Genomic DNA, 21,196 nt, shown 5'->3' with positions numbered 1-21,196 from the left:
ATCGAGCGCTTCCGGAGTGGTGGACAACCCGGTCCTCCGCTCTTGTCGACAATCGCGTCCCACAGGGTAGTAGCGGACGCCGGGACTGGGGGCGGGCGGTATCGGTTCGGTAGGCTAATCCGGCAGCGGAGCGACCTGGTAGGAGGCCGTTTCGGCCGGTGAGGCCGACGCTGCCACCCTGCTCGGTCGCGGGGCCTGCGGCTCGCCCACGGGTGTGCCGGGAGCTCTTCGTCTGCCTGGTGTCAGTGCGGGGACAACCCGCGCCCGGGACGACCGCACGGTCGAGGAGGTTTGTTTCACGTGGCGCTCGTCGTCCAGAAGTACGGCGGTTCCTCACTCGAAAGTGCCGATCGCATCAAACGGGTCGCCGAACGCATCGTGGAGACCCGTAAGGCGGGCAACGACGTGGTCGTCGTCTGCTCCGCGATGGGCGACACCACCGACGAACTGCTCGACCTCGCCAAACAGGTCAACCCGGCTCCGCCGGAACGCGAACTCGACATGCTGCTGACCGCCGGCGAGCGGATCTCCAACGCGCTCGTCGCCATGGCCATCGAGTCGCTCGGCGCGGAGGCCCGCTCGTTCTCCGGCTCCCAGGCCGGGGTGATCACCACCTCGGCGCACCAGAACGCGCGGATCATCGACGTCACCCCCGGCCGGGTGCAGGAAGCGCTGGAGCAGGGCCAGATCGTGCTGGTCGCCGGCTTCCAGGGGGTCTCGCAGGACACCAAGGACATCACCACGCTCGGCCGCGGCGGCTCGGACACCACCGCGGTCGCGGTCGCGGCCGCGATGAACGCCGACGTGTGTGAGATCTACACCGACGTCGACGGCGTGTACACGGCCGATCCGCGCATCGTGTCCAACGCCCAGCACCTGGAGCGCATCACCTACGAGGAGATGCTGGAGATGGCCGCCACCGGCGCCAAGGTGCTGCACCTGCGGGCCGTCGAGTACGCCCGCCGCTACGGCGTGCCGCTGCACGTCCGCTCTTCCTACTCACCCAAGCCCGGAACGATCGTGTCCGGTTCAGTGGAGGATCTTCCCGTGGAACAGGCGATGATCACCGGCGTCTCGCACGACCGGTCGGAAGCCAAGGTCACCGTGCGCGGTGTGCCCGACAACCCCGGTGTCGCGGGGCGGATCTTCCGCGTCGTCGCCGACGCCGAGATCGACATTGACATGGTGCTGCAGAACGTCTCCAGCACCGCGTCCGGGCTCACCGACATCACCTTCACGGTGGCGCGCAGCAACGGCGCGGTGGCGGTCGCCGAGCTGGAGAAGATCAAGGACGAGGTCGGCTTCCAAGAGGTCGTCTACGACGACCAGGTCGGCAAGGTCTCGCTGGTCGGCGCGGGCATGCGCTCGCACCCGGGCGTCACCGCCACCTTCTGCGAGGCGCTGTCCAACGCCGGGGTGAACATCGAGATCATCAACACCTCGGAGATCCGGATTTCGGTGCTGATCCGTGACACCCAGCTCGACGACGCGGTGCGCGCGCTGCACGAGGCGTTCGAGCTCGGTGGCGAGGAAGAGGCCGTCGTGTACGCGGGGAGTGGTCGCTGATGGCGCCGACGCTGGCGATCGTGGGTGCCACCGGCGCGGTCGGCACCGTGATGATCGACATCATCAACCACCGCGAGTCCGTGCCGTGGGGCGAGATCCGGTTGATCGCGTCCGCCCGGTCCGCGGGCCGGAAGATCACCGTGCGCGGTCAGGAGCGCACCGTGGTGGAGTTGTCGCCGGAGGCGTTCGACGGCGTGGACATCGCGCTGTTCGACGTGCCCGACGAGGTCTCCGCACAGTGGGCGCCGGTGGCGGCCGAGCGCGGCGCCATCGCGGTGGACAACTCCGGTGCGTTCCGGATGGATCCCGACGTGCCGCTGGTCGTGCCGGAGGTCAACCCGGAGAAGGTGCACGAGCGGCCGCGGGGCATCATCGCCAACCCGAACTGCACGACGCTGTCGATGATGGCCGCGCTGGGCGCGCTGCACCGTGAGTTCGGCCTGCGCGAACTGGTCGTTGCGTCCTACCAGGCGGCTTCCGGCGCTGGTCAGGAGGGCATCGACCGGTTGTACGCGGAGATCGCCGCGGTTGCTGGCAAGGGCGTCGGCATCCGGGCCGGTGACGTGGCCGAGGCGCTGGCCGCCGCCGGGCTGCCGGAGGAGACCCCGTTCCGGGCCCCGCTGGCGCTCAACGTCGTGCCGTGGGCGGGCTCGCGTAAGGACGACGGGTGGACCTCGGAGGAGCTGAAGGTCCGCAACGAGTCCCGCAAGATCCTGGGCATCCCGGACCTGAAGGTGTCCGCGACCTGCGTGCGGGTGCCGGTCGTGACCACGCACTCGCTGGCGGTGCACGCCACGTTCGAGCGCGAGGTGACCGTCGAGCAGGCGCACCGGGTGTTCGAGGCGCAGCCGACGATCGTCCTGCAGGACGACCACGACAACGGCGTGTTCCCGACCCCGGCGGGGGTCGTGGGCGGTGACCCGACCTACGTGGGCCGGGTGCGGCAGGCGCTGGACTTCCCGAACACGCTGGACTTCTTCGTCTGCGGTGACAACCTCCGCAAGGGCGCGGCGCTGAACACCTACGAGATCGCCGAAACCCTGGTGAAGTAAGCCCGGGAACCACGACGGGCGAGGGCGTCTTTCTCCTGGCCGCAGGAGGAAGGCGCCCTCCGTTTTTCATTCGAACGTGTGTTTGTGTTGAATCCTGCTTGGCGGACACGCCGGGGGAACGCCACAGTGGACCCATGAACATCATCTCCTTTCCCGAACATCTGAGGCACGGTGTCCGGCGGATAGGTTGGGGGCATGAGTTGTGTCCCGGTCGTCCTCGGCATCGATCTCGGCACCACCGCCACGAAGGTCGTCGCCGCGGGCAGCGATGCGGTTGTGCTGCACCAGACCGAGCGCGGGTATCCGCTGCGCACGGAGGAGCCGGGGGAGGCGGTGCAGGACGCCGCGCGGGTCCGGGACGCCGCCATCGAGGCCCTGGCCGACTGCGTGGCGTGGGCGCGCGCGCACGACCACCCGGTGGTCGGGCTGGCGTTCAGCACCGCGATGCACACCCTCGTCGGGCTCGACGCGACCGGTGAACCCGCCACCCCGGCGTTCAACTGGGCCGACACGCGGGCCGCGGACGTGGTGGCGCGGTTGCGGTCGGACTGGGACACCGCCGCGGCGCTGCACCGGGCCACCGGCACTCCGGTGCACACTCAGTCGGTCATGGTGAAGCTGGCGTGGCTGACCGCAGGTCGTGCGGACCTGACCCGGGGCGTCGTGCGGTGGTGCGCGCTCAAGGACTTCGTCGTGTCGGCCTTCGTTGAGGAGTTCGTCACCGACTACTCGCTGGCGTCCGGCAGCGGGCTGCAGGACATGGTGACCCTGCAGTGGTACGGGCCCGCCCTGGAGGTTGCGGGCGTCCGCGCCGACCAGTTGCCGGAGATCCACGCCCCGACGGCCACGCTACCGCTGAAACCGCAGGTCGCCAGGGCTGTGGGGCTGCCGGCGGGGCTTCCGGTGGTGCTCGGCGGCGGGGACGGTCCGCTGGCCAACCTCGGTGTCGGAGCGGTCAACCCGGGCGTCGCGGCGCTGTCGCTGGGCACCAGCGGCGCGCTGCGGGTGGCCCGCGACCGGCCTGGGGTGGACGACCGGTGCCGGACGTTCAGCTACGCCCTGGTCGACGGGCTGTGGGTCGTCGGCGGCGCGGTCAGCAACGGGGCCGTGGTCGGTCAGTGGGCGGCGGAGACCTTCGGCGTCGACGTCGCGGACCTGCTCGAGGAGGCCGCGGCGGTGCCGCCGGGGGCGGACGGGTTGATGGCCCTGCCGTACCTGCTCGGCGAGCGGGCGCCGTGGTGGGAGTCCGGTCTGGCCGGGGCTTTCATCGGCCTGCGGCGTTCGCACGGCCGCGCCGAGATGACCCGCGCGGTGATCGAGGGCGTGGCGCAGCAGCTCGCGCTGGTGCGCGACGCGGTGGCCGACTCCGGTGCGGAGGTGCGGGCGGTGCGCGCGACCGGCGGCGGTTTCCGCAGCGCGGTCTGGGCCGAGGCGATCGCGTCCGCACTGGACATCGAGCTGGAGCTGGCGGAGGGCAGCGGCGGTTCCGGGCTCGGTGCCGTGCTGCTCGGCTGGCGGGCGCTTGGGGAGTTCGATTCACTGGAGCGGGCCGCCGAGCTGGTGGTGCCGGAGACCAAGGTCGCACCGAACCCCGAAGCGGCCCGGGTGGCGGCGCGGCGGCGTCCGCTCGTCGATCAGCTGCACGCCACCCTCCGCGACCTGAGCCTCTGAGGTGCCAATGCGCTGAACGGCAGCGTGCGACTACGCCGATCGGGGAATGAGCCCGGGACACGCCCGGCTTTTCTTGACTCATTCAAATCTATGCGTGGCATACTGGCCGCGTCATGACCCCCAACGCACCGAACGGCACCCACGCTGTCGGCACGAACGACCCGCGCGAGCGGCTGCGCACCGCTGGGCTGCGGGTGACCAGGCCGCGGCTCGCGGTGCTGCGGTGGTTGACCAGGCACCCGCACGCCACCGCCGACCAGGTGGCGACCGCGGTGCGCCGACAGCTCGGTTCGGTGTCCACGCAGGCCATCTACAACGTGCTGAACGCGTGCAGCGGGGCCGGCCTGCTGCGGCGGATCGAACCGGCCGGACATCCGGCCCGGTTCGAGACCCGCACCGCTGACAACCACCACCACCTGGTGTGCCGCCGGTGCGGTCGGACCGAGGACGTCGACTGCGTCTACGGCGCGGCTCCGTGCCTGTCCCCGTCGACCACCCACGGCTACGCCGTGGACGAGGCGGAGGTCGTGTTCTGGGGGTACTGCCCTGATTGCCGGTCCTCGGCAACCGCGCCCGAGGATCCCAGCCACCACCACGAGGAGGGACGATCGTGAGTTCGGCACGAATCACGACGACCAACGCCGGTATTCCGGTCGCCAGCGACGACCACTCGCTGACCGCCGGTCCGAACGGCCCCGTCCTGCTGCAGGACCACTACCTGATCGAGAAGAACGCGCAGTTCAACCGCGAGCGGGTGCCGGAACGCGTGGTGCACGCCAAGGGCGGTGGCGCGTTCGGGTTCTTCGAGGTCACCGAGGACGTCAGCCAGTTCACCAAGGCCGCCGTGTTCCAACCGGGCACCAAGACCGACACCCTCGTCCGGTTCTCCACGGTCGCCGGCGAGCTGGGCTCGCCGGACACCTGGCGCGACCCGCGGGGTACCGCGATCAAGTTCTACACCACCGAAGGCAACTACGACCTCGTCGGCAACAACACCCCGGTCTTCTTCATCCGCGACGCGATCAAATTCCCCGACTTCATCCGGTCGCAGAAGCGCCGCGCCGACAACCACCTGCGTGACCACGACATGCAGTGGGACTTCTGGACCAAGTGCCCGGAGTCGGCGCACCAGGTGACGTGGCTGATGGGCGACCGCGGCATCCCGCGCACCTGGCGGCACATGAACATGTACGGCTCGCACACGTTCATGTGGATCAACGCTGCGGGCGAGAAGTTCTGGATCAAGTACCACTTCAAGACCGACCAGGGCCACCAGTTCCTGACCCAGGCCGAGGCGGACCAGCTGGCCGGTGAGGACGCCGACCACCACATCCGCGACCTGTGGACCGCGATCAAGAGCGGTGAGCACCCGAGCTGGACCCTCTACGTCCAGGTCATGCCGTTCGAGGAGGCCGCGGACTACCGGTTCAACCCGTTCGACCTGACCAAGGTCTGGCCGCACGGCGACTACCCGCTGATCAAGGTCGGCCGGTTCGTACTGAACCGCAACCCGGAGAACTACTTCGCCCAGATCGAGCAGGCCGCGTTCGAGCCGTCGAACATGGTCCCGGGCGTGGGCGCCTCGCCGGACAAGATGCTGCAGGGCCGGCTGTTCTCCTACCCGGACGCGCACCGCTACCGGATCGGCACCAACTACATGGACCTGCCGGTCAACCGCCCGGTGGTGCCGGTGAACAGCTACAGCAAGGACGGCGCCATGCGGTACAGCTTCGGCATCGGCGACCCGGTCTACGCGCCGAACTCCTACGGCGGCCCGCACGCGGACCCCTCGTACGGCACCGACGACGCCGCGACCGGCATCGAGCAGGAGGTCATCCGCTCCGCCTACCGCCTGCACCGGGAGGACGACGACTTCAGCCAGCCGGGCACCCTGGTCCGCAACGTCTTCAGCGACGAGGAGCGGGCCCGGTTCGTGGACAACGTCGCCGGCCACCTGTCCAAGGGCGTGAGCAAGCCGGTCCTGGAGCGGGCGCTGGAGTACTGGCGCAACGTCGACAAGGCCACCGGCGACAAGATCGCCGACAAGGTCCAGGGCTGAGCCCGGACCGACCCGGGGCTGACCTGGTCAGCCCACCACGCTGACTGGCTGCAGCAACCACCACACGCGAAGACCCGGGAGCCCCCGCTCCCGGGTCGTCGCGCACCCAACCCACCCCCAGCGCTACGGCCTGGGAATCCCCCCGCCCCCAGACCGCGGCGCAAACTCCCCAGATCTGCCTGAAGTGGGAAACCCCAGCGCGGGCGGGAACCCTGGCGGCGGGCGTGTGAACTCGGGTGGAGGGCGTTCCGAGCCGACCGGGGCGATGAGCGAACGGTCCTCGCCTCAACGACTGTGGGCGCCTCGACGAGAATGCTGGGCCTGTTGGGCCTGAGCGTGCTGGGGTTGGGCGGCTGGAGCACGCACCTGCTGGGTTTCGGCGTGCCGGGCATGGGTGTGTTGAGTGTGTGCACGCTCGCGTTGGGCCTGGTCGTGCTGAGCGTGGGCCTGGTCGTGTTGGGCGACCGGAGTACGCGCGTGCTGGGCGTGGGCCTGTTGGGGTTGGGAGTTGTGGACCTGGTGGACGATCAGGCGTTCGCAGCTGCGGAGGATCGTGCGGACTGCTTGGCGGTGGGGGCGGTCGTGCAGGGGGTTCACCGACTGCTCGCGCCAGCGGGACAGCGCCGCCGCCGCCTCGTCGGCCAGGTCGACCGCCAGGGTGGTTTCGTCGCGGCCGAGGCGGGCGTGCGGGGCGGTGCCGAACGCTCCGAGCAGCCGCTTGGCCTCCGCCTGGAGCGGCCGGGGGAACCGGATCTGGCCGGAATCCATCGCCGAGAGCAGGCGCAGCTCGTTCCACTCGTGCGCGTTGGCCAGCAGCCGCTCGAACTCGCCGAGCAACTGCTGCACCCCGGGGCGGGGGTTGGCGCGCAGCACCATGTCGACGGCCAGAAGCGCCGACCTGGCCCGGAGCGCGTCCTGGCGCACCACGAACTGCTGGTGCACCGTTTCGTGCAGCGCGTTCAGGCCGCTCTCCTCGAGCAGGGCGGCGCGCAGCTGCCCGGGTTCGGTCACGCCGCCGCGCAGCAGCGTCAGCGCGCGCTCGATCCCGAACTGCCCGAAGCGCTCCAGCAGCCGCTGCCGGGTGGCGTTCGGCACCGACTCCAGCCCGGTGCTGTTGACGAACCGGTCCGCGGACAGCAGCAGTGCGTCGAGGTCGTTCTGCGACAGGCGTGCCAGGTGGCCGAGCGCGGTGAGCTCCTCGTCGGTCATCGTCGCCGCGGCCTGCCCGAGCAGCCCGATCACCGGGATGACGTGCTGCGTGAACGACTGCAGCGTCGGGTCGTTGCGGTACCGCTCGGCCAGCTGTTCCGCGGCCTGCAGCGCCTCCGGGCCGCCGCTGCCCGTCTCATCGGCGCGGGAGAGCGCCACGACGGTGTTGATCGGTGCGCTGCGGGCCGTCTGGAGCTCGTTGACCGACTGGAGGAACTGCAGGTCGGTCTGCCGCGGGTACCGGGTCAGGTACAGCACCGCGTCGGCTTCGGAGAGGATCTGCGCCAGCGCGGACCGACCGGTCTCCTGCACCGCCGCCGAGGCGACCCCGGGCGTCTCGATCAGCGTGCTGGACCGCAACCCGGGTGTCGGCGACTCGACCACCAGTCGCGCCACCTCGTCGGGTCGCCAGCGCTGCAGGTCGCGGATGGTGCCGATGTCCACTGTGGTCACCGGGATGTTCTGCACCGTGCCGTGCGGAGTGTGCACCAGGATCTTCGGTTCCGGGCCGTACTGGAAGAACGTGGTGACCTGGGTGCGCTCCTCCGCGTCGGTGGGCGCCAGTTCCGTGCCGACCAGCGCGTTGATCAGCGTCGACTTGCCGGACTTGACCCGTCCGCTGACCGCGATGCGCAGCGGCTGCCCGAGGCGCTCCAACCGGCCCCGCAGCCAGGTCGAGGTGCGCGGGTCGTCGCGGTAGAACGTCATGGTGCGGATCAGCAGCGCACGGGCGCGCTCCAGCAGTTCGGCGCTCATGCCGCGGTGATCCGGTTCTGGGTCAGCATGGTCACCCGGCGGCGCAGCACGGTCAGCTCCTCCAGCTTCTTCCTGATCTCCCTGGCCCGCTGGTCGCGGTCCACCGCGCTGCGCTCGGCGGACCGCTTGATCTCCTGGATCGCCAGGCTGATCTCCATCTGCGCGTCCTCGGTGATGCGCATGAAGTGGTTGTGCAGGGCTCGGTGCACGCCGCGGATGGCGTCCTTGGCGTGCTTGTTGACGTGGAAGATCACCTGCTCGACGTGGCGCTGCACGGCCGCCTTCGCCTCGGTCTGGCGGCGGCGCAGCCGCATGTCCTTGTCCTCCCTGAGGCTCTTGGTGCCGAGCAGGACACCGGCCGAGATGGACACCACGTTGATCAGTGGCAGGTTCGCCAGGCCGGTGATCAGCCCGAACATCAGCACGCCGCCGTAGGAGCCGCGCAGACCGGTGAGGAACTGGTCGAACTTCTTGTACTCGGATCCCGGCGGCAGCTTGGGTTCGGGCACGCCGTCGAACGGGTCCGGCGGGCGGATCCGCTCCAGGTTCGGGATGGCGCCCGCGTGCTCGGCGAGCATCTCGTCGGCGACCTGCTCGGCCAGCACGGCCTGCCGCTGCTCCAGCCACTGGAACGTCTCCACCATGGCGTCGGTGAGCCGGGCGGTGAGCCAGTTGCGGAACTCGTCCCAGATCTCGAGCGGATCGGCGGTCTCGAAGATCTCGCTGACCTGGTGCAGCACCGCCCAGGCGCGTTCCCGGAAGTCGAACTCGATGTCGGTGTAGAGCGCGGAGATGCCGTCGTTGAGGGTCTTCTGCCAGCGACTGGACACCCGCCGCAGGTCTTCGGCGCGGCGCTGCGCGGTCTCCAGCTCCACCAGGGTCTCGGCGGCGGTGCGCGGGTTCTGCGCGGCGAGTTCGGCCTTCAATGCGTCGTTGACCTGGCTCAGCGCTTCGGAGACGTTGTGCGCGACCAGCCGCCGGGTGAGCTGCTCGTGCTTGCCGGCGAGTTCGGTTTTGAGGAACTCCAGCAGCGGCGGGAACCCGGACTCGGCGTTGAGAGTGGTGTTCTGGGTCTGCATGGCGCGCATCCGGATGGCGGCCGAGACCGGGAAGATCTTCGCCGCGATGCCCGCGTTGTTCAGGTGCTTGCGGTTGACCTCCACGACCCGCCGCCAGTGCGGGGTGCGGTCGATCTTGGGCAGCACGAGCGCGACGTTCGGGCACAGTGCGGTGGCCTGCTTGAGGAAGGCCAGCTCGGTGGTGGTGAGCTCCTGGGTGGCGTCGGAGACCATGAGCAGCGCGTCGGCCTCGGCGACCACGGCCAGGGTGGTGGCGGTCAGCGACGAGGACATGCTGCCAACACCCGGGGTGTCCATCAGGGCGAGACCGTTCTGCAGCACCTGTCGGGGGATGCCGACCTCACCGCGGGTGATCGGGCGGCCGAGGGCGAGGGCCCGTTCGAGGTGTTCGCGGACCTGCTCGATGGGCACCGGGCGGCGTTCGAGAGCGGCCGGGCCGTGGGTGGGGGCGTGCTCGACGAGTTGTGCGGTCGGTTCGTCGGAGTGCCGCACGAGGGTGGGCACGAGGGTGGTGACGTCGTCGCCGGACGCACACACCGGGGCGTTCACTATGGCGTTGACCAGGGCCGACTTACCCTGCTTGGATTCGCCGACGACGAGCACGAGCTGCGTGGGGTCGAGCACGCGCGTGCGGATCTGCCGCAGCCGGTTGTGCAGGTCAGCGCGCTGCTGCTCGGCACATTCCGCGGTTGCGCGGTCGATCAGTTCCACCAGCGCCGTCTCGATCACGGCGTCGATTGTGGCGTGCCACAGCGTGGAGTTAAACCCAATCGGCTGAACTCACATGCGGATGGGTGTGACGAGCAGCCGAAACGCATCAATAACAGTGATATGCGGAGAATGCCGGGGTCCGCGGAAACCACGAACCCCGGCATTCAGTCGCTCACTGGGCTCAGAGCAGGCCGTCCACGACGTCGCCCACGACCGGGGCGTCGGTCACGGCACCGGCCACACCACCGACGATGTCGCCACCGGCGACGTTGTCCACCACGTTACCGACGACCGGGACGTTGGCGGTGACGTCGCCCGCCACGCCGGTGACGTCGCCAGCCACACCGGTCACGTCGCCGGCCACACCGGTGACGTCGCTCAGCACGTCGCCGTTGATCAGGCCACCGACGTTGGTCACGTCGCCGACCAGCGGGGCCTCGTTGGCGATGTTGACCACGTCCAGGTCGGTCACGTCGTCGACCACGTTGGTCACGTCGTTGTGCACGACGGTGCCGACACCGGCGGTCAGGTCGACGCTGGTGTCGAAGACGTGGTTGGCGGTGTCGTTGACCTCGACAACCGAGCCGTAGGTCACGTCGCCCACGACCTGGGTGACGTCGCCCAGGTCCACGTTGTCGCCCACCTGGCCGACGGTGTTGCCCACGACGCTGCCGACGATGTTGTCGTTGGCGATGTTGGCGTCGCTCAGCACGTGGTGGATGCTGATCAGGTTGTGCGAGTCGTTCTGCTCGATGTCGACGTCGACGTTGTGGGTGTGCGACGGAGCCGGAGCCGGGGTCGGCAGCGTCACGTCGACGTCCTTGTCCTTGCCGAAGTCGGCGGGCTGGGCGGGGGTGTTCTGCAGCATGCTCTGTTCTTCCTGCTCTGTTGGATGTGCGGGATGCAGTTGGTTGATCGCGACGTGCTGGGTGCTCGCGGCGAACTTCTCGACGCTGCTCTGCAGTGAGCGGTCGTACTCGGTCACAACCTCGACCGGCGCGTAGTCGAGCACCAGCGACGTTGCTTGCAGGACGTCTGTCGCGGTCATGCCCCCGAGTCCGGCCTGATCCAGCATGGCTTGCGGATCAGCATCAAAAGCCGACCGGGCCGCCGGGTCGCTGACGAGGCGCGTGAGGAACTCGTACAGCGTCGGCTGGTCCGGCAGCGGGGTGTGCGTCCCGGGGTCGGAGGTGGGGGACTCGGCCCGACCGGTCGCGTGCTGAGAGTCCGCCATCCTGGGCCTCCCGTTGCTGAGCGGTTACTCGGCTTGGGGTCACCGAGTGAGGTCGCGTCGTCCCTCACTCCCTTGGTGATCAAGGTAGGCCCTCCGGCGCCCCCCGCCATCGGGAACGACTCCTAGTTAGTTGGACCCCTATTAGGGGATCATGGGGGCGGCCCATTAGGGGGTTGGATAGGGTATCCGGAACCTCTGCGTAACCGAATGCACGCTAAATTGTGTCGACCCCGCGCCACCATGGGGCGTCGCCCGATGGTGGCCTGTTCGGTAACACGAAGGGATTGCATGCCTTACGTCCTGGGCATCCATCTGGGCGCCACGGCAACGACGGCTGCCCTTGCCCGGCGCGACGGTGGCCAGTGGGCGGCGGCCGCGCCGGTTCCGCTGGCCGGCGGGCCGGTGGTGCCCACCGTGCTGTGCAAGGTGCAGGACGGGTCGTTCGTGGCCGGAGAGGCTGCCCGGCGGCAGGAGATCAGCCACCACGAGTGGGTGGCCCGCGGTTTCACCAGGCGGCTGGGCGAGGACGCGCCCCTGCTGGTGGGCCGCGAGTTCGTCTCGGCGCAACGCCTGGTGGCGACCATGGTCGAGTGGGTCGCCGACGCCGTCGCGAACCGGCAGGGGCACCCCCCGGAGCACATCGCCGTCGCGCACAGCGCCACCTGGGGCCCGCACCGCGTCCACCTCGTGCACCAGGCGCTGGCGCAGCTCGGATTGACCGACGTGACCATGCTCCCCGAGCCGATGGCGGTGGCCCTGGACTACGCGGCCAAGCAGCGTGTCGCGGAGCACGACGCGATCGTCGTGGCCAACATCGGCGGCAGCAGCTTCGACGCGACCGTGCTGCGCCGCCGGGAAAGCGGCTTCGAGGTGGTCGGCTCGCCGCTGAACTCCGAGCACCCCAGCGGCCAGGACCTCGACGACGAGATCTTCGCGGCGGTGCGCGCCGAGTTCGGTGACGCGCTGGACGCCCTGGACCTGTCCGACCTCACCCAGCGGGCCGCGCTCGCGCAGCTGCGCGCCGAGTGCGTCCGGGCGAAGGAGGTGTTGTCACACCAACCCGGCGTCCAGATCCGGGTGGAGCTGCCCGGGCTGCGCACCGAGTTCGCGCTGTCCCGAGCGCGGTACGAGCAGCTCACCCGGCCGCACCTGGAACGGGTGCCCGAGCTGATCCTGCAGGCCGTGCAGTCGGCGTCGCTGACCCCGGAGGACGTCTCGGCGTTCGTGCTGGCCGGGGGCACCGCGCGGACACCGCTGCTCAGGCACCTGGTGGCCGAGCGGCTGCAGCGACCACCGCTGGTCGACGTGGCGCCCGAGCTGGCCGCGGCCAGCGGGGCGGCGGCTGCCGCGGTGCAGGTCGTGTCGACCGACACCGACCAGAGTGCGCTGGCCGAGACCAGCGTGCTGGTGCGCATCGAGGGGCCCGACGAGTTCGACGACGCCGAGGCCGACCTGCCGGATGCTCCGCGGCCCCCGGTCGAGGTGGAACCGCTGCCGCTGGAACCGCCGGACGAGGACCGCGCCCGCCTCATCAAGATCATTAAACTGTCGGTGGCCGCCGTGTTGATCATCGGTGGACTGCTGCTCACCTACCTCTGGCCCAATGCCTCGATCGGCGGCGTGCTCAGCGCCTTCCAGCACATCCGCCACTGACCGCAGATGACGAGGACTCCAGGCGTGAACCATTCGACGACCTCCCGCCCCGCCGCGCTGCCGGACGGGCATGCGGCCGGGCTGCGGTCGGCGATCACCGCCGATCCAGCCCGACCGGTCGTGGCCGGGATCCAGGGCGCCGGCGGCTACGGCAAGACCGCACTGCTGGAGCAACTCGCCCGCGCCTACCGCGACGCAGGCGTCGCGGTGCTCGACGCGTCCACCCCGGTCGACCGCGCCACCGAGGGAGCGGTGCTGGTCGACGACGCGCACCGGCTGGACGAACCGGTGCTGGTCGGGCTGCGCGAGATCGCCCGGCAGCCCGGGGCCCGGCTCGTCGTCGCCTACCGGCCGGGGCCGCGGCCCGCGGCGCTGGGCGAGCTGATCGGGGAACTCGGCGCCCCCGTGTTGCTGTCCGGCCTGACCCGCGAGGACATCGCCGAGCAGGCGAGGCGAACCCTCGGACCGGTGTCGGCGGAGTGGGTCGCCTGGCTGCACGCGCAGACCGGTGGCGTGCCCCGCTACGTCAACCGGGTGCTCGCGGTGACCGATCCGGGCCGGGCGGAGCTGCCGCCGCGCGCCCTCGACCAGTTCCAGCACGATTTCGACCAGCTCGGCGAGGTCGGCTGGGAGTGCGTCACGGCGATGGCGGTCGGGGCCACCCCGCACCCCGACCTGCTCGCGGCGCTGCTCGACCTGACACCCGCCGCGGTGAGCTCGGCCCTGCTGGCGGTGCGGGCCGGTGGGCTGGTCACGGCGGACGACGCGCTGTTGCCCATCGTCCGCGCGGCGGCGCTGCGGTTGACCCCGTGGGAGCGTCGGCTGCGCGTGACCCGGCGGCTGGTGGAAACCCAGCTGGCCCGCGGCGGCTCGGTACTGCCGCTGGTCAGCCCGCTGCTGGAGGCGGAGATCGCGCTGCTGCCGGAAGCGACGCTGGCAACCGCGTTCGAGCGCGCCGGGGACGAGGCGTTGCGCGACGCGCCGCACCTGGCGCGGCGGTTGTTCGCCGCGGCCGTGTCAGCCGGGGCCCCGGTCGCGTCGGTCGCCGCCCGCCAGGCGCGGGCCGCGGCGGTGGCCGGTGAGCTCGACGAGGCGCTGCGGCTGGCCGACCAGGTGATCGTCGACGAGACCGTGCCGGACCGGGAGACCGGCGTGCAGGTCGCGGCCAGTGTGCTGGCACACCGCGGACTGCTGGAGCGCTCGGCGGAGATGTGCCGATGGTCGGTGGGTCGGCTGCCGTGGCCCGGGGACCGGGCGTTCGCGGCCGTCGGGCTGATCGGCGTCGGACGGCTGGGCGACGCGGACGAGCTGTTGGATTCCGCCGACGACAGCGGCCCGCCCACCTCGATGTCCGCCGCGGCGGCGCAACTCGCCGCGGGGGTGCGCGAATCCGTGGTCGGCTCCGCCACCACCGCGCTGTCCACCCTGGTGCGCGCGGCATCGCTGTCGGAGTCGGTTGGCCGCGGCATCCTGGTGCCCGACACCCCGGCCGCCATCGCGGCGCTGGTGGCGCTGCACTGCGGGGAACTGGACGTCGCGCAGTCCACTTTGGACCGCGCCATCGAGTCGGGCACCGGCGGACCGCTGCTGCGCGCCCGGCACCGGCTGCTCGCGGCCTGGCTGCCGCTGCTGCGCGGCGACACGGTGACCGCCCGCGCGAAGCTTCCCGCGACGAGCGAACCCGCGGCGCGCGACCGGCTGCTGGCCACCGCCATCGAGGCCGGGATCGCCAGCCGGGACAACGATATGGCCGCGCTCGCCGCGGCACGCGGCCAGGCGCGCCAGGCCGTGGCCGAGCACTCCGTCGACCTGTTCACGCTGCTCCCGCTGGGTGAGCTGGTGGTCGCCGCCGCGCGCCTGCGCGACCAGGACTGGATCAGCCCGTACCTGCTGGAGGCGCGGGCCCTGCTGGACCGCCTGGGCAACCCGCCGCTGTGGAGCTGCATGCTGACCTGGAAGTGCCTGCAGGCAGCCGTGGTCCTGGAGGAGCTGGACGACGCCCGCCGGTACGCCACCGAGCTGGACCGCATGGCCGGGCACACCCCGCTGTCCGCGGCGATGGCCGAGGCGGCGCAGGTCTGGCTGCGCATCCTGGCCGGTCAGGTCGACCACGAGGAGTCGGAGCGGGCGGCGCGGGGACTGCACGCCGCCGGACTCGCATGGGACGGAGCACGGCTGGCCGGGCAGGCCGCGATCCGCACCACCGACCGGCGCGCGATGCTGGCCCTGCTGGAGTGCGCGCGAGCGCTGCAGGGCAAGCCGCCGCGCCCGCGCGCAGTGCGCGGCTCGGGCGAGTCGGACCTGCTCAGCGAGCGGGAGAAGGAGGTCGCCGAGCTGGTGCTGGCCGGGCTGACCTACAAGCAGGTGGGCAAGCGGCTGTTCATCTCGGCGAAGACGGTGGAGCACCACATCAGCCGCATCAAGCAGCGCCTGGGCGCGACGAGCCGCGAGGACCTCCTGAACCGCCTCCGCGAACTCCTCGGCCAATCCTCCTGATCACACCCCCGGCCAACAGCCGCTCGCGGCCGCCGGCGGAGATCACCGGCGTGGCCTGGGCGTCAGACGCGCTGGAGCTCCAAACCGGCGCGCAGCGTGCCGACGATCTCGAACAGCGCCTCCTGGAAGCGGGTGCCGATCGGGCGCAGGTTCACGAAGCCGTGGATGAGGTCCGGGAACCGGCGGGTGACCACCGGCACGCCCGACTCCGCCAGCCGCTGCGCGTACGCCTCGCCCTCGTCGCGCAGCGGGTCGAACCCGGCCGTCACCACGCACGCCGGCGGCAGCCCCGACAGGTCATCCGCGAGCAGCACCGACAGCCGCGGGTCGTACCGGTCCGCCGCATCCGGCGCGTAGTGGTCCATGAACCAGTTCATGTCCCGGTCGGTGAGCAGGAACCCGTCGCCGAACAGCTCCCGCGAGCGGCGGCGCGTGGTGGCGTCCACCGCCGGGTAGATCAGCAGCTGGAACACCGGCCGCACCAGGCCGGACCGCGTGGCGTGCAGCGCCACCGAAGCGGCGAGGTTGCCGCCCGCGCTGTCCCCACCCACCGCGATCGACTCCGGGCGGCTGCCCAGCTCGGTGGCGTTGTCCGCGGCGTACCGGTAGGCCGCGACGCAGTCGTCCAGGGCCGCCGGGAACGGGTGCTCGGGCGCGAGGCGGTAGTCCACCGACAGCACCCGGATGCCGGCGTGCTTGGCGAGGAACCGGCACAGGTCGTCGTGGCTGTCCAGGTCGCCGATCACCCAGCCGCCGCCGTGGAAGTACACCAGCAGCGGGCCCGGCTCGGTGAGGTCCCGTGGCCGGTACAGCCGGGCGGCCAGGTCGCCACCGTCCGCCGGGATCCGCCGGTCGGCGGCCACCACGTCGGACAGCCGCGGGCCGCCGGTGAGCTTGGTGGAGCGACGCATCCCGGCACGGGCCGCCTCCGGAGTAACCCCCGACAGCCCGTCCCGTCCGCTGAGCTTCAGCAGCTTGAGCAGCAGCTGGGCGTCGAGCGCGAGTTCCTGGCCGTCCAACCGGACGGGGCTGCCCGCGATGAGCCGCCGCACCGGCCGGGGGAGCGCGTAGACGCCGCGCAGGACAGCAGCCTCCAGCACGGGCTGCATCAGTTCGAGGACCTTCGCCATGGCCGTCGCCTTCCGCACGAGGTGACAGTTACCGCAGAGGTTACCCACAGGTAGGTGTGGTCCGGGACACCGGCTTTGACCTCCAGCGGAATCGAAGTCGTAGCGTGCGGGGAGAGACAGGTGCCGAGGGCAGGTGAAAGGATCAAGGCATGACGGTGACCGTGGTGGGAATCGGCGGGTCGGTCCGACCCGACTCGCAGTCCGAGCGGGCGCTGCACGTCGCCCTCGCGGGCGCGCGCGAGGCCGGGGCGAAGACCCATGCGATCACCGGGGCGAGCCTGAACCTGCCGTTCTACGACCCGTCACTCACCGAGCGCACCGAGAACGCGATCGAGCTGGTGGACGCCCTGCGCGGCGCCGACGGCGTCATCCTCGCCTCGCCCGGCTACCACGGCACCATCTCCGGGCTGATCAAGAACGCCCTCGACTACGTCGAGGATCTGCGCGGCGACGAGCGCCCCTACCTCGACGGTCGGGCGGTCGGCTGCATCGGCATCGCCCACGGGTGGCAGGCCACGGTCACCACGTTGCAGGCCCTGCGCTCCGTCGTGCACGCCCTGCGCGGCTGGCCCACCCCGCTGGGTGGCGCGGTCAACTCGGCCGAGACGCACTTCGAGGCCGCCGGTGAGTGCGCCGACGCGAAGGTCGCCACGGTGCTGCGCACCATCGGCCACCAGGTGGTGGACTTCGCCCACCGCCGGTGACGCTGCGCACTCGGTGCGTAGCTCATCGACGTGCGCGGGTACTCCCGGGACGCACCCGCAATGGGTCTGCTCGCGTTCCGAGGAGGTAGCACCGCTCATGAACCAGAAGACGGTTACGAAGAAGGCCCCGATCAGCACCCCGTTGCACGACCAGGACCGGGAGATCACCGGCAAGGTCCTGCAGGCCACCCTGCTGGACCTGATCGACCTGCACCTGGTGGGGAAGCAGGCGCACTGGAACGTCATCGGCAGGCTGTTCCACGACGTGCACCTCCACCTCGACGAGTTGGTCACCGCCGCTCGCGGCTTCGCCGACGACGTCGCCGAGCGCGCCGCCGCCATCGGCATCTCACCGGACGGGCGCGCCGCGACCGTGGCGCAGGGTTCCGGGCTGCCGAAGTTCGAGGCGGGCTGGCGCGACGACCGGGACGTGGTCCAGGCGATCACCGACATCCTGGAGGAACTCATCCGACGCCTGCGCGAGCGCATCGACGAAACCGACAAGACCGACCTGGTCACCCAGGACCTGCTCATCGGCATCTCCCGGGAGCTGGAGAAGTCGCACTGGATGTGGCAGGCCCAGCTCGCCTCGTGACCTCGCAGGGGGCCCGCAGTTCCACACGGGGTCCGCGGATCCGACCGGAACCTCGGACCCCCGCGCTGGTCAGTGCGCTTGGGAGCGGACCTCGGCGATGCGGTTGTCCAGCGCGGTGCTGAGATCGGCGGGCCCGACCGGGGCCAGCACGATCTCCGGGCCGACGCCGGGTCGCTGCTGCTGGGTGACGCCGTAGCGGCCGTCCGGTTCGAAGGCGTCGAACCACCTGAACACCTGGGACCGGTGCGTGCGGCCGATCCGGTCGCGCAGGTTCGCGGTGAACTGGCCGTCCCGGTAGTGCTGCTCTTCGGTGATGGCGCGCAACGCCTGTGCTGCCGGTGTGGTTCGGCGGGTTCCGACTGACTGCATCATGTCGACGTCCTCGAAGCTCTCGTCGGTGTTGTCGCGCGGAGCGAGGTCGGCGACCGGAACCGCCAGGCGCGGACGCCTGCCGGGTGGTGCCGAAGGCATGCCCTGGACCGCGGCCGCGGCCACCGACGTCCGGTGATGCACGGAAATGCGCAGGTCACCGCCGAACTGCTCGGATTCGCCGGGCTCCTGGACGCACAGCACCGCCCCCTCGTCCGTGGCCACCGACAGCAGCCGGGCGGGGGAGTCGGTGGTGTCGTCCGGCATCCAGACGCCCTCGACCCACAGGCCCGGTTTGGCGATCTGCCCGAGCACGTGCGCGAAGCGGGGCGCCAGGCCGCCGTCCGCGAGCAGTCCGGCGGCCCGCATCTCCGGCAGCGCGCGTTGGCGCAGCACAGCGCGTTCTTCCAGCGTGGCGCCGTGCGAGCGCACCGCGATCGGAAAGGGGGCCTCGTCGAAACCTCCGATTTCCCAGCACAGGTCGAACCACAGCGGTGGCATCAGCCATCGCTCGGACATGCCCTACCCCCAGATCAGTCGGTGAAGTCGCCGAAGACCGGTGGAGCCGTCCTGGGCATGCCGTCGAGCCACACGTCCTCCTGCTCTTCCAGCCAGCTCGGCCGCTCGTGCTCCCGGTCCTCGCTGCCCTGACCACGCTGGCCCGCACCAGCACCCATGGCACCCGCACCAGCGCCGCCCCGGGCTCCGGCCGCCCCAGCGGCACCCACCGCCCCGGGACCGGCTTTGAGGCCGCCGACGCCCGAGCGACCACCGGCCCCAAGCGCGCCGGCCCCCAGGCCGCCCGCGCGACCGCCAGCGCCCAGACCAGCGGCGCTCCGACCACCGGCGCCCATGCCGGTAGCTCCGCGGTTACCGGCGCCGATGCCGGCAGCTCCGCGGGCGCCCGCACCGGGCCCCGCGTCGGCACCGGACGGCATCGCGCCCACGCCACCGATCGCACTGGCGGGTGGCTGTGTGCCCGGCGACACCGGCATGCCACCGGGATGCGGCGCTGACGGCGGCGGGCTCGCCCACTGCGAGCTGCTCTGCGCCGGAGGCTGGTAGCCGTCCACCCGCGGAGTGTCCACACTAGACGAACCGGGTCCGTCCGGCAGGCTCCCGACCCTGCTGCGGTCGGTGTCCGACGTCGTGTTCCCAGAGGTGCTGGTGCTGGAAACGTCCTGCGTGGTGCGGCCCCGGTCGGGCGGCGGGGGCGGGTTGAGCGGGTCGATGGGCGGTGGGAACGTCGGCGTGCTGCCGTCCACCGCCGTGTAGCCGGGTGTGTAGATGTTCTGCACGATCGCGCGAGCCTGCTTGTTGGCTTCCTCGCGCTCCCGCATCTGCGCGGTGACGTCCATCATGGTGCCGGCCGGCCCGATGATGGAGGCCATGCCGGTGCGCAGGCTGTCGTATTCCGCGGGCGGCTGCAACGACGACTTCGTCTGCGCGGCGGCAACGCCGGCTTCCTGGATCTTCAACCCGGTACCGCGCACCGCGTCGCCGAACTGCTGCCCCCTGCTGCAGCGGCTTGCCCGCGTTGAGCGCGGCCTCAGCCGCCCGCCCCTGCATCCCGTCACCGGCCGCGTTGCGCGTCTGGGCCTCGAGGTCGGAGAAAATATCGGCGATCTGTTGACCCAGTTGCTCCCAGCCGCGGCCGGCGGCGTTGATCTGGTCCACCTGCAGCGACGGCTTGAGCTGGTAGGCTAACCGGGCCTGGTCCCAGTCGTTCCAGTTGTCGTGCTGGCTGATCGAGGCCGGGTCGGTGCCGGAGATCTGCAAACCCTGCTGCTGCTGGTTCAGGGCCTCGCGCTGTTTCTGTCCGACGGCCGTGGCCATCTGCTGCCGCAGCCGCTGAGCCTGCTCGGCCCGCGTTTCACCCCCGGTGATCCCCGCCCACAGATCTTGAGCAGATCCCCCGACCTCCCGAACCCCGTCGGTGAACCAGTTCCCCACGTCGTTCCCCCTCGATGTGCCTTACTTCGGCAACTTCGGCTCAACGAGCCGCGCGATCTCCAACGCCTTGGCGCACGGGTCGTTGCCCTGAATCTTGTCCGCGCGGTAGGTGATGGCAATCGACACCGAACCGCCACCGGACTCCATGATTTGACGGCACAAGCCCTGTCCCTCGGACCCCTTGGTCACGGCCTTGATGCCATTGCGGGAGCCCACCTGGTTCGGTTCAAAGACGGCGAAATTGTCACGCTGACCTCGCCAGTAGGACAGATCATCCTTTTCGGCCTTGTAGATAGTCAGCAGGAAGTCGCCCGCGTTGAAATCACAACCGGACTCGCCTGTACCTTGGTCTACGAACTCGCCAGGCTTGGTCACGCCGATGCTTTGAAGCTCAGCCTGGGGGAGCACCGTGCACGGATCAAGACTGGCCAACGCCGACGTCTCGTTGGTCGGCGGCTGGTTGGTCGATGATGGTGCTTCCGCACCGCGTGGGCCTCCACACCCGCCGAGCAGAAGACCAGTGACCGTCAACGCAGCTACGGCTGTGACTCGTGTCGTACGCATGATCACTATCAGATCAGACAATCCGTCCCAGGCGGTCGGCATGGTCCTCATCCCTACTCTGCATGTTTCGGGCCGAGTCCCGGTATGCCTGCGCCATGTTCCGCAGGATTTCCTCCACCTTGGTCAAGATGGCCACTAGGCCGACCTCGGGCGCCCTAACCTTGTCCTCGAACTTCTTCTCCATCTGCTGACCGATGAAGCAGTCCCCGAACGCGCCACGTGCGATGAGCGCGTCTGTGCGTTGTCGCGTGCTCATGATCTGGTCGGCCTTGTCCTCGTAGACTCGGGCGACGCGCTCGGCGGCTTGGGGGTCCATGACGAGGTGCCCGGCGTCGACGGCTGCGCGCAGGCCCTGGGCTTGCCCGGCCAGGTTTCCTGCCTGCGCGGCGAAGCCC

At 70.5% G+C, this 21,196-nt stretch carries 18 protein-coding genes; 10 read left to right on the top strand and 8 right to left on the bottom strand.

The genetic code is table 11. The features are described 5' to 3' along the window. Positions 1-300: 300 nt before the first annotated feature. From IEY17_RS21220 to IEY17_RS21200, 5 genes are all read left to right on the top strand, one after another. Positions 301-1,566, top strand: a complete 1,266-nt coding sequence (locus tag IEY17_RS21220; RefSeq protein WP_188990473.1) for an aspartate kinase — start codon at positions 301-303, stop codon at positions 1,564-1,566. Then, positions 1,566-2,618, top strand: a complete 1,053-nt coding sequence (locus IEY17_RS21215; protein WP_188990471.1) for an aspartate-semialdehyde dehydrogenase — start codon at positions 1,566-1,568, stop codon at positions 2,616-2,618. The genes IEY17_RS21220 and IEY17_RS21215 overlap by 1 nt, the downstream gene beginning before the upstream one ends. Before the next feature lie 195 nt (positions 2,619-2,813). After that, the gene (locus tag IEY17_RS21210; protein ID WP_188990469.1) at positions 2,814-4,289 is read left to right on the top strand and encodes a gluconokinase; all 1,476 of its coding nucleotides are present in this window, start codon (positions 2,814-2,816) and stop codon (positions 4,287-4,289) included. A 113-nt stretch (positions 4,290-4,402) separates the two neighbouring features. After that, a complete protein-coding gene (locus tag IEY17_RS21205) occupies positions 4,403-4,903 on the top strand; it encodes a Fur family transcriptional regulator (protein WP_188990467.1) in 501 nt (166 codons plus the stop codon). Beyond that, a complete protein-coding gene (locus tag IEY17_RS21200; RefSeq protein WP_188990465.1) occupies positions 4,900-6,348 on the top strand; it encodes a catalase in 1,449 nt (482 codons plus the stop codon). The genes IEY17_RS21205 and IEY17_RS21200 overlap by 4 nt, the downstream gene beginning before the upstream one ends. A gap of 285 nt (positions 6,349-6,633) precedes the next feature. Here IEY17_RS21200 and IEY17_RS21195 read toward each other — a convergent pair whose 3' ends face one another. The 3 genes from IEY17_RS21195 to IEY17_RS21185 all read right to left on the bottom strand — a co-directional run bounded on the left by IEY17_RS21195 (position 6,634) and on the right by IEY17_RS21185 (position 11,337). Next, positions 6,634-8,313 carry a dynamin family protein gene (locus tag IEY17_RS21195; RefSeq protein WP_229680386.1) on the bottom strand — a complete coding sequence of 560 codons (1,680 nt, stop codon included), beginning with the start codon at positions 8,311-8,313 and terminating at the stop codon, positions 6,634-6,636. Further along, positions 8,310-10,121, bottom strand: a complete 1,812-nt coding sequence (locus IEY17_RS21190) for a dynamin family protein (RefSeq protein WP_188990463.1) — start codon at positions 10,119-10,121, stop codon at positions 8,310-8,312. The genes IEY17_RS21195 and IEY17_RS21190 overlap by 4 nt, the downstream gene beginning before the upstream one ends. 163 nt (positions 10,122-10,284) lie before the next feature. After that, a complete protein-coding gene (locus tag IEY17_RS21185) occupies positions 10,285-11,337 on the bottom strand; it encodes an IniB N-terminal domain-containing protein (protein WP_188990461.1) in 1,053 nt (350 codons plus the stop codon). 288 nt (positions 11,338-11,625) lie between these two features. On the opposite strand from IEY17_RS21185, the gene IEY17_RS21180 reads away from it, so the two are divergent. Together IEY17_RS21180 and IEY17_RS21175 are read left to right on the top strand one after the other, a co-directional pair. Further along, on the top strand, positions 11,626-12,990 hold the full coding sequence (locus IEY17_RS21180; RefSeq protein ID WP_188990459.1) for an Hsp70 family protein: 1,365 nt from the start codon (positions 11,626-11,628) through the stop codon (positions 12,988-12,990). Between the two features lie 24 nt (positions 12,991-13,014). Beyond that, positions 13,015-15,486, top strand: coding sequence for a helix-turn-helix transcriptional regulator (locus tag IEY17_RS21175; protein ID WP_229680385.1), 2,472 nt, complete (start codon positions 13,015-13,017; stop codon positions 15,484-15,486). A gap of 62 nt (positions 15,487-15,548) precedes the next feature. On the opposite strand, the gene IEY17_RS21170 is transcribed toward IEY17_RS21175, so the two are convergent. After that, entirely contained in the window at positions 15,549-16,616 is a 1,068-nt protein-coding gene (locus IEY17_RS21170; RefSeq protein WP_188990455.1) for an alpha/beta hydrolase, read from the bottom strand. 149 nt (positions 16,617-16,765) lie between these two features. Here IEY17_RS21170 and IEY17_RS21165 point away from each other — a divergent pair, with 149 nt between their 5' ends. Continuing rightward, a complete protein-coding gene (locus IEY17_RS21165) occupies positions 16,766-17,320 on the top strand; it encodes an NADPH-dependent FMN reductase (protein WP_188990453.1) in 555 nt (184 codons plus the stop codon). 97 nt (positions 17,321-17,417) lie between these two features. Continuing rightward, the gene (locus IEY17_RS21160; protein WP_188990451.1) at positions 17,418-17,915 is read left to right on the top strand and encodes a Dps family protein; all 498 of its coding nucleotides are present in this window, start codon (positions 17,418-17,420) and stop codon (positions 17,913-17,915) included. Between the two features lie 69 nt (positions 17,916-17,984). Here IEY17_RS21160 and IEY17_RS21155 read toward each other — a convergent pair whose 3' ends face one another. Together IEY17_RS21155 and IEY17_RS25600 are read right to left on the bottom strand one after the other, a co-directional pair. Next, entirely contained in the window at positions 17,985-18,803 is an 819-nt protein-coding gene (locus IEY17_RS21155; protein WP_188990449.1) for an ESX secretion-associated protein EspG, read from the bottom strand. 14 nt (positions 18,804-18,817) lie between these two features. Further along, a complete protein-coding gene (locus tag IEY17_RS25600) occupies positions 18,818-19,675 on the bottom strand; it encodes a hypothetical protein (RefSeq protein ID WP_229680384.1) in 858 nt (285 codons plus the stop codon). Here IEY17_RS25600 and IEY17_RS25595 point away from each other — a divergent pair. Further along, positions 19,662-19,991, top strand: coding sequence for a hypothetical protein (locus IEY17_RS25595; protein ID WP_229680383.1), 330 nt, complete (start codon positions 19,662-19,664; stop codon positions 19,989-19,991). The two genes, IEY17_RS25600 and IEY17_RS25595, sit on opposite strands and share 14 nt — an antisense overlap. Positions 19,992-20,258: 267 nt before the next feature. Here IEY17_RS25595 and IEY17_RS21145 read toward each other — a convergent pair whose 3' ends face one another. Both IEY17_RS21145 and IEY17_RS21140 read right to left on the bottom strand, forming a co-directional pair. Then, positions 20,259-20,843 (bottom strand): DUF3558 domain-containing protein, encoded by a 585-nt coding sequence (locus IEY17_RS21145; protein ID WP_229680382.1) that lies wholly within the window; start codon positions 20,841-20,843, stop codon positions 20,259-20,261. Beyond that, positions 20,815-21,196: hypothetical protein (locus IEY17_RS21140; RefSeq protein WP_188990447.1), on the bottom strand; the 382-nt coding region annotated here is incomplete at its 5' end. The genes IEY17_RS21145 and IEY17_RS21140, both read right to left, overlap by 29 nt.

Source organism: Saccharopolyspora thermophila (assembly GCF_014646075.1).
GTDB lineage: Bacteria > Actinomycetota > Actinomycetes > Mycobacteriales > Pseudonocardiaceae > Saccharopolyspora > Saccharopolyspora thermophila.
The sequence above is the reverse complement of the archived record's forward strand: the minus strand, read 5'-3'. Positions and strand labels throughout refer to the sequence as shown.

Coding starts and splice junctions, on each gene's coding strand:
- IEY17_RS21165 (WP_188990453.1), top strand. CDS start 16,766: ATGACGGTGACCGTGGTGGGAATCGGCGGGTCGGTCCGACCCGACTCG.
- IEY17_RS21170 (WP_188990455.1), bottom strand. CDS start 16,616: ATGGCGAAGGTCCTCGAACTGATGCAGCCCGTGCTGGAGGCTGCTGTC.
- IEY17_RS21145 (WP_229680382.1), bottom strand. CDS start 20,843: ATGCCGACCGCCTGGGACGGATTGTCTGATCTGATAGTGATCATGCGT.
- IEY17_RS21205 (WP_188990467.1), top strand. CDS start 4,403: ATGACCCCCAACGCACCGAACGGCACCCACGCTGTCGGCACGAACGAC.
- IEY17_RS21155 (WP_188990449.1), bottom strand. CDS start 18,803: ATGTCCGAGCGATGGCTGATGCCACCGCTGTGGTTCGACCTGTGCTGG.
- IEY17_RS25600 (WP_229680384.1), bottom strand. CDS start 19,675: ATGGCCTCCATCATCGGGCCGGCCGGCACCATGATGGACGTCACCGCG.
- IEY17_RS21160 (WP_188990451.1), top strand. CDS start 17,418: ATGAACCAGAAGACGGTTACGAAGAAGGCCCCGATCAGCACCCCGTTG.
- IEY17_RS21185 (WP_188990461.1), bottom strand. CDS start 11,337: ATGGCGGACTCTCAGCACGCGACCGGTCGGGCCGAGTCCCCCACCTCC.
- IEY17_RS21195 (WP_229680386.1), bottom strand. CDS start 8,313: ATGAGCGCCGAACTGCTGGAGCGCGCCCGTGCGCTGCTGATCCGCACC.
- IEY17_RS21180 (WP_188990459.1), top strand. CDS start 11,626: ATGCCTTACGTCCTGGGCATCCATCTGGGCGCCACGGCAACGACGGCT.
- IEY17_RS25595 (WP_229680383.1), top strand. CDS start 19,662: ATGATGGAGGCCATGCCGGTGCGCAGGCTGTCGTATTCCGCGGGCGGC.
- IEY17_RS21215 (WP_188990471.1), top strand. CDS start 1,566: ATGGCGCCGACGCTGGCGATCGTGGGTGCCACCGGCGCGGTCGGCACC.
- IEY17_RS21210 (WP_188990469.1), top strand. CDS start 2,814: ATGAGTTGTGTCCCGGTCGTCCTCGGCATCGATCTCGGCACCACCGCC.